7 protein-coding genes and 1 pseudogene are annotated in these 6389 nt (G+C 70.8%); 5 read left to right on the top strand and 3 right to left on the bottom strand.

All coding sequences use genetic code 11. The features are described 5' to 3' along the window. From AWZ10_RS52945 to AWZ10_RS19600, 5 genes are all read left to right on the top strand, one after another. A partial coding sequence (locus AWZ10_RS52945; RefSeq protein WP_208618529.1) for a hypothetical protein occupies nucleotides 1-188 on the top strand: 188 nt, incomplete at its 5' end. Nucleotides 189-321: 133 nt separating this feature from the next. Continuing rightward, nucleotides 322-1326, top strand: a complete 1005-nt coding sequence (locus tag AWZ10_RS19615) for an N-acetylmuramoyl-L-alanine amidase (protein ID WP_060891696.1) — start codon at nucleotides 322-324, stop codon at nucleotides 1324-1326. A 382-nt stretch (nucleotides 1327-1708) separates the two neighbouring features. Beyond that, on the top strand, nucleotides 1709-2566 hold the full coding sequence (locus tag AWZ10_RS19610) for a DUF5336 domain-containing protein (RefSeq protein WP_173531688.1): 858 nt from the start codon (nucleotides 1709-1711) through the stop codon (nucleotides 2564-2566). Nucleotides 2567-2729: 163 nt separating this feature from the next. Beyond that, nucleotides 2730-3740: an LLM class F420-dependent oxidoreductase gene (locus tag AWZ10_RS19605; protein WP_046709150.1), complete on the top strand. Its 1011-nt coding sequence runs from the start codon at nucleotides 2730-2732 to the stop codon at nucleotides 3738-3740. A 45-nt stretch (nucleotides 3741-3785) separates the two neighbouring features. Beyond that, nucleotides 3786-4073 carry a hypothetical protein gene (locus tag AWZ10_RS19600; RefSeq protein ID WP_037704558.1) on the top strand — a complete coding sequence of 96 codons (288 nt, stop codon included), beginning with the start codon at nucleotides 3786-3788 and terminating at the stop codon, nucleotides 4071-4073. A gap of 223 nt (nucleotides 4074-4296) precedes the next feature. On the opposite strand, the gene AWZ10_RS19595 is transcribed toward AWZ10_RS19600, so the two are convergent. The 3 genes and pseudogenes from AWZ10_RS19595 to AWZ10_RS51545 all read right to left on the bottom strand — a co-directional run. Continuing rightward, the gene (locus AWZ10_RS19595; RefSeq protein WP_060891695.1) at nucleotides 4297-5376 is read right to left on the bottom strand and encodes a prenyltransferase/squalene oxidase repeat-containing protein; all 1080 of its coding nucleotides are present in this window, start codon (nucleotides 5374-5376) and stop codon (nucleotides 4297-4299) included. Beyond that, a complete protein-coding gene (locus AWZ10_RS19590; RefSeq protein ID WP_060891694.1) occupies nucleotides 5373-6173 on the bottom strand; it encodes a class I SAM-dependent methyltransferase in 801 nt (266 codons plus the stop codon). Before AWZ10_RS19590 ends, AWZ10_RS19595 begins: the two co-directional genes overlap by 4 nt. After that, nucleotides 6167-6389: pseudogene (locus AWZ10_RS51545) on the bottom strand (glycosyltransferase family 1 protein); the annotation flags it as partial. The pseudogene AWZ10_RS51545 and the gene AWZ10_RS19590, both read right to left, overlap by 7 nt.

Below are 6389 nucleotides of genomic sequence, written 5' to 3'. Positions count from 1 at the left end.
GGCCGCCCGGCCCGGTACTGGACGAGCAGGTGGACGACGGCCGCCACGACGACGAACACGGCGGCGACGGCCGGCCGGTGGCTCGCTGGGAGAGCGGGCGGGGCGGGGATGCCTTCGCGGGCGCGGGTCGCGGCGACGACGGGCCTTCAGGGGCTCCCCGGAGCAGGAGGCGGCCGGTAACGGGCTGACGAGCGGTGCCCGGGGCAAGGCGCCGAGCGGGAATGCGGGTGGGACGGCCGCACGCCCCGGATCATGGCATCGGCCGCCACGCGGAGCTGGGGCGGCCTGTCCGCCCTGTGCCCGACCCGTAAGGTGGCAGGCGTGTCGTACGTAGGCCCGGACTTCGATCCGCCCCAGCCCCGCCGTTCCGCACTTCGCCGTCCGCTGACCGTGGCGGTGGCCGCGGTCGTGGTGGGGGCGGTGGCCGGGTGGGGTGTCTGGCAGGCCGTCGGGGACTCCGGGGGCGGGGACGACGGATCGGGCAGCGCGGCGGGCCCGCAGACCCGGTCGGCGGGCACTCCGCCGACGTCCCCCGACCCGTCCGGCGGGCCGACCGCCTCCGAAGACGGGAAGGACAGCAAGGACGACAAGGACGGCAAGGACAGCGAGAAGGCGAGCCCCTCCGGTTCCTCCTCCGCGCCCGCCGCCACCGGCCCCCTCAAGGGCAAGGTCGTCGTCATCGATCCGGGTCACAACCCCGGCAACTTCCAGCACACGACCGAGATCAACCGCAAGGTGAACATCGGGACGAACGCGAAGGAGTGCGACACGACGGGGACGACCACCAACGACGGCTACCTGGAAGCCGAGTTCACGCTCGATGTCTCCCGGCGGCTGCGGACGCTCCTCGAACAGGAGGGCGCCACGGTGAAGTTCACACAGGACGACGACCGGCCCTGGGGGCCGTGCATCGACGAGCGGGCACGGATCGGCAACGAGGCGAAGGCGGACGCGGTGGTGTCGATCCACGCGGACGGCTCCGGCTCCGGCAACCGCGGCTTCCATGTGATCCTGCCGGGTTCGGTGAACGAGGGCGCCGCCGACACCCGGCCCATCGTCGCCCCCTCCCGCGACCTCGGCGAGCGCATCACCGGCTTCTTCGTCCGCGCCACCGGCAGCGCCCCCTCCAACTACGTCGGCGACGGCACCGGCATCGTCACCCGCACCGACCTCGGCGGCCTCAACCTCTCCACCGTCCCCAAGGTGTTCATCGAGTGCGGCAACATGCGCGACAGCAAGGACGCGGCCCAGCTCACCAGCGGAGCCTGGCGCCAGAAAGCGGCCCGGGGAATCTCGGACGGCATCACGAGCTTCCTCGAAAATTGAACAACTCTCCCCTTCGGGGAACTCGGGCCGCTATCCCGAAGTGCCACGGAATGAAGTGCGGGCGGTCTCAATCTGTCAACGGTTCCCGCCGTGTTCGTCGTGCGCGCCGCGATGCGCGATATCCATGACCAGGCACCGTTGACCAGCGGTGCCTGGCGGCAGAAAGCGGCGCGGGGGAACTCTGAGGAAATCGTGAGTTTCCTGCGAGGGTAGCGGGCGGATCGTGATCATCGAGATGATCCCGGCGGACACCCAAGTCGGTCGGACGATAGGGTCGTCCTTACGATGAGGGGCCACCCCCGCGCATCCCACCACGGCCTGACGGCGACATGGTGACGGCGACGCCTCCACCGATGACGAGACGACTGACGAAGGACCTGAAGTGAATATCCGCTCCCTCACCAGAGGCGACGGCGTCGTGATCGGAGCAGCGGTATTGCTGTTCATCGCGTCGTTCCTCGACACGTTCGACGGCTCCGGCGACGACATCCCCAATGCCTGGGACAACCTCGGCTTGGTGATGAGCATGTACGTCGGCGGCATCATCGGTGCGGTGCTGATCGTCATCGCCCGTGCGCTGCCGCAGCCGCCCAAGGTCATCGGCCTGGACGTCGGCCAGCTCGGGGTGGCCCTGACCATCTTCGCCGCTTGGACCTCGTTCTGGTCGATCATCGACCCGCTGGGGGCGATCGAGGAGCTATTCGGCAGCTTCGGTGGCTCTGAGCCCGAGTCCGGCGCCGGCCTCATCCTCGGCCTGATCGCCGCCCTGCTCCTGGCCGCCGCGGCCGTCGCCACCCCCCTCGTCCCCGCCCTCAAGGCCGCTCTGGTCGGCGCCCCGCGTCCGATCGCCCCGCAGCCGTACGGCGGCCAGCCGCCCGGTGGTTACGGCTACCCGGGTGCCGGTGCCCAGGCCCCCTTCGGTGCGGGTCAGCCGGGACCCGGCCAGCCGCAGCCGCAGCCGGGGCCCGGTCAGCCGGGTCCGGGGGCGCCGTTCGCCGGCGCTCCGCAGCAGCAGGCGGCGGCCCCGCAGCCGCCGGCCGGTGACTTCTCGCCGTTCTGGTTCGCGGTGCCCGTGGCCCGTCCGCTGTTCGCCGAGGACGGTTCGCAGTCGACGATCGCCGAGCTGGCGCCGGGCACCTGGTACCTGGCGGTCGAGCAGCGCGGCCCCAACCTGGTGGCCCAGACCCAGGACGGCCGTCGTGGCGTCCTTCAGGACACCAGCGGCATCCAGCGCGGCTGATCACCTCTCCGTACGAAGCCGCACGAAGCAGTGCGAAGCAGTGCGAAGTCGCATTGAGCCGTATTGAGCCTTTCGACCGGCCCCTCGCTCTTCCGAGCGGGGGGCCGTTGTCGTACAGTCACCTCCGCCCCGTAGAGCTGACGCACCGTCAGGAGGCAGGCGTATGCGGCTTGGTCTTGCACTCGGCTACTGGGGGCGCGGCCCCTCCGCGGACCACGTCCCGCTCGCCCAGGAGGCGGAGCGACTCGGCTACGACTCGGTGTGGACCGCCGAGTCCTGGGGCTCGGACGCCTTCACGCCGCTCACCTGGATCGCCGCGCACACCTCAAGGATCAAGCTGGGCACGGCTGTTGCGCAGATGGCCGCCCGGTCGCCCACCACCACCGCGATGCACGCCCTGACCCTGGACCACCTCTCCGGGGGGCGCGCCCTCCTCGGTCTCGGGCTCTCCGGGCCGCAGGTCGTCGAGGGCTGGTACGGGCGCCCGTTCCCGAGGTCCCCGCTGACCGCGACCCGGGAGTACGTCGACGTCGTACGCCAAGTCCTCAGGCGCGCGGCCCCCGTCGAGCTGCCGGGACGCTTCCACCCCCTCCCGTACGACGGCCCGGACGGCACCGGCATCGGGAAGGCGCTGAAGTCCATCACCCACCCCCTCCGTGCGGACCTGCCCGTACTGCTCGGTGCCGAAGGGCCGAAGAACATCGCGCAGACGGCCCGGATCGCGGACGGCTGGCTTCCTTTGTACTGGTCGCCGACGCGGACCGACGTCTACGAGGCCTCACTGACCGAGATGCCCGACGACTTCCTCATCGCGCCCATGGCACGGGCGAAGGTCTGCGACGACGTCGCCGAGGGGCTGCTGCCCGTGAAGGCCATGCTGGGCTTCTACATCGGCGGGATGGGGCACGCCAGGCGCAACTTCCACGCCGACCTCATGGCCCGCATGGGGTACGCGGAGGAGGCCCGGCACATCCAACGGCTCTTCCTCGACGGGCGGCGTGAGGAGGCCGTACTCGCCGTGCCGGACGCCTTCGCCGACGAGATCTCGCTGGTCGGGCCACGGGAACGGATCGCGGAGCGGCTGGAGTTGTGGCGGAAGGGGCCGGTGACGGACCTGCTGGTGCTCGCCCCTGATCCGCACACGTTGCGGGTGCTGGCGGAGCTCAACTCCTGAGGACACTTGAGGTTTCATCGAAGCCAGGCGGGCAATCCGTACGGCATGTCTCGATACAGCGGCTCCAACCAGGCCGGCCGGGTCATAGCCATCGTCGCCGACATCATGGCCTTCATCCTCGGCCTGTGGATCCTGATGTACCTGTTGGATGCGAACAGCACGAACGACTTCGTGCAGTTCATCCATGACGCGGCCCGCTGGCTCGCCGGCTGGTCGCACGACCTGTTCACCTTCGACGAGCAGTGGGCGCGGGTAGTGGCCGGCTACGGCCTGGCGGCCGTCGTGTACCTGTTCGTGGGGCATGCGATCGCCAACCGGATGCACCGGCACTGAGCGTGGTCGCTCCGCTGGGTCGGGCCGTCGCGCCCCATGGCTCAGGGGTGCGGGTGTGTGGGCGGCTGCGGGTGGTTCGTGGTCGCTCGCGCGGTTCCCCGCGCCCCTGAAGGACACCGCCCTGCGGGCCGAAGAGCCCGGGGCGCGGCCCCGGGCTCTTCAGGGGCGCGGGGAACTGCGCGAGAAGCCCCACCGGGCCGCAGCCGACCACGCACCCCTCGGCTCAGCAGCACTCCGAGTCGTCGAAGTCGTCGAGGCCACGCGGCAACCGCTCACCGCCGAACACCGCGCACGTCGCCTCGTCGCCGCCCAGCGCGGCCACGGCCAGCAACAGGGACCCCGCGGTCCAGGAGGTCAGTTCCTCGGGCCAGACGGCGTGGTCCTCGAAGACGTAACCCGTCCAGTACAGGCCCGAGTCGTCGTCGCGGAGGTGCTGGATGGACTGGAGGATGTCCAGGGCACGGTCGGACTCGCCCATCGCCCAGAGGGCCAGGGCGAGTTCGGCCGACTCACCGCCGGTCACCCACGGGTTGGGGACCACGCAGCGGACGCCGAAGCCGGGCACGACGAAACGGTCCCAGCCCTCCTCGACACGGGACTTGGCCTCGATGCCGGTGAGCGCGCCGCCGAGCACGGGGTAGTACCAGTCCATCGAGTAGCGGTTCTTGTCGAGGAACCGCTCGGGGTGCCGGCGTATCGCGTGCCGGAGCGCGCCGACCGCCAGCTCCCAGTCGGGCTGCGGCTCTTCGCGCTGTTCGGCGATGGCGAGCGCACAGCGCAGCGCATGGTGGATCGACGAACTGCCCGTCAGTAGCGCGTCGTTCACCGGCGTGCCGTCGTCCTCGCGCTTCCAGCCGATCTGGCCGCCGGGCTGCTGGAGCCGCAGGACGCATTCGATCGCCGCGTAGACGGCCGGCCACAGGCGGTCGAGGAAGGTGTCGTCGCCGGTGGCCAGGTAGTGGTGCCAGACGCCGACGGCTATGTACGCGACGAAGTTGGTCTCGCGGCCTCGGTCGGTGACGTCGGCGGCGTCCCCGTCGGCGTACGCGGCGTACCAGGAGCCGTCGCCGTTCTGGTGTCGGCGCAGCCATTCGTAGGCGCGCTCGGCGGCCTCGTGCTCGCCGGCCGCGTCCAGGGCCATGGCCGCCTCGGTGTGGTCCCACGGGTCGAGGTGGTGCCCGCGGAACCAGGGGATGGCACCGTCCGCGCGCTGCACCGCGAGGATGCCGCGCACCGTGGCGGCGGCCTCCTCTGCGGTGAGGACCCCGGGCAGGACCAGGTGTTCTGTCCGGGGAGTCGTCACTTGACGTCCGCCCCGGCCTTGGTTCCGGCTTCTTCGGAGGTTCCGGTCTCTTCGGAGGGTCCGGCTTCCTCGGAGATCCGGGGCAGGTGCGGCTTGGTCGCGTACGCCACGAAGCTCTTGCCGATCAGCGGGTTCAGCGCCTCCTCGGCGACCCGGGTGGCCAGCGGCTTCTTCATGATGTCCCAGACGAGCAGCTTGTGGTACGCCCGCACGGGCAGCGCCTTGTCGTTGTCGACGCCGAACGCGCACTTCAGCCACCAGTACGGCGAGTGCAGGGCGTGCGCGTGGTGGGTGCCGTACGGCTTGAGGCCCGCCTCACGAATCTTGGCCAGGAGCTCGTCCGCCCTGTAGATGCGGATGTGGCCGCCCTCGACCTCGTGGTAGGCGTCGGAGAGCGCCCAGCAGACCTTCTCGGGGCCGTAGCGCGGGACGGTGACGGCTATGCGGCCGCCGGGCCTCAGCACCCGGACCATCTCGGCGAGTACGCCCTTGTCGTCGGGGATGTGCTCCATCACCTCGGAGATGATGACGACGTCGAAGGACTCGTCGGGGAAGGGCAGCGCGAGGGCGTCGCCCTCCATCGCGGTGGCGGTCGCGCCCTCCGGGGCCTCACCGGCCTCCTTCATCGCGGCGAACCACTTGGCGACCTCGCGGATCTCCTCGGCGTTCTGGTCGAGGGCCACGACCTGGGCGCCGCGCCGGTAGCACTCGAAGGCGTGCCGGCCCGCTCCACAGCCGAGATCCAGGACACGGTCCCCCGGTGCGAGCGGGAACCGGGAGAAATCGACGGTCAGCACGTGGCCCTGCTTTCGCGGTTGGCGCTTTCGCGGTTGTTCTCGACTACTTCGTCGACGACTTCGGCAGCCTCGTGGGATTCGACGGCTTCGACGGCTTCGACGGCTTTCACGAGTTCGGCGGCTTCGACGATGTGGTCCGCCGCCGGTACGGCGCTCGCGGTGGCCCCCGCCGGACGGCCCTCGGCGCGGGCGATCGCCTCGCGGTAGTGGGCGACC

Origin of the sequence: Streptomyces europaeiscabiei (assembly GCF_001550375.1) — a bacterium.
Taxonomy (GTDB): Bacteria; Actinomycetota; Actinomycetes; order Streptomycetales; family Streptomycetaceae; genus Streptomyces; species Streptomyces europaeiscabiei.
This window is presented reverse-complemented; position numbering and strand designations above follow the sequence as displayed.

Excerpts from the sequence above, each read along its gene's own strand:
- AWZ10_RS19600 (WP_037704558.1), top strand. The coding sequence starts at position 3,786 with ATGTCTCGATACAGCGGCTCCAACCAGGCCGGCCGGGTCATAGCCATC.
- AWZ10_RS19605 (WP_046709150.1), top strand. The coding sequence starts at position 2,730 with ATGCGGCTTGGTCTTGCACTCGGCTACTGGGGGCGCGGCCCCTCCGCG.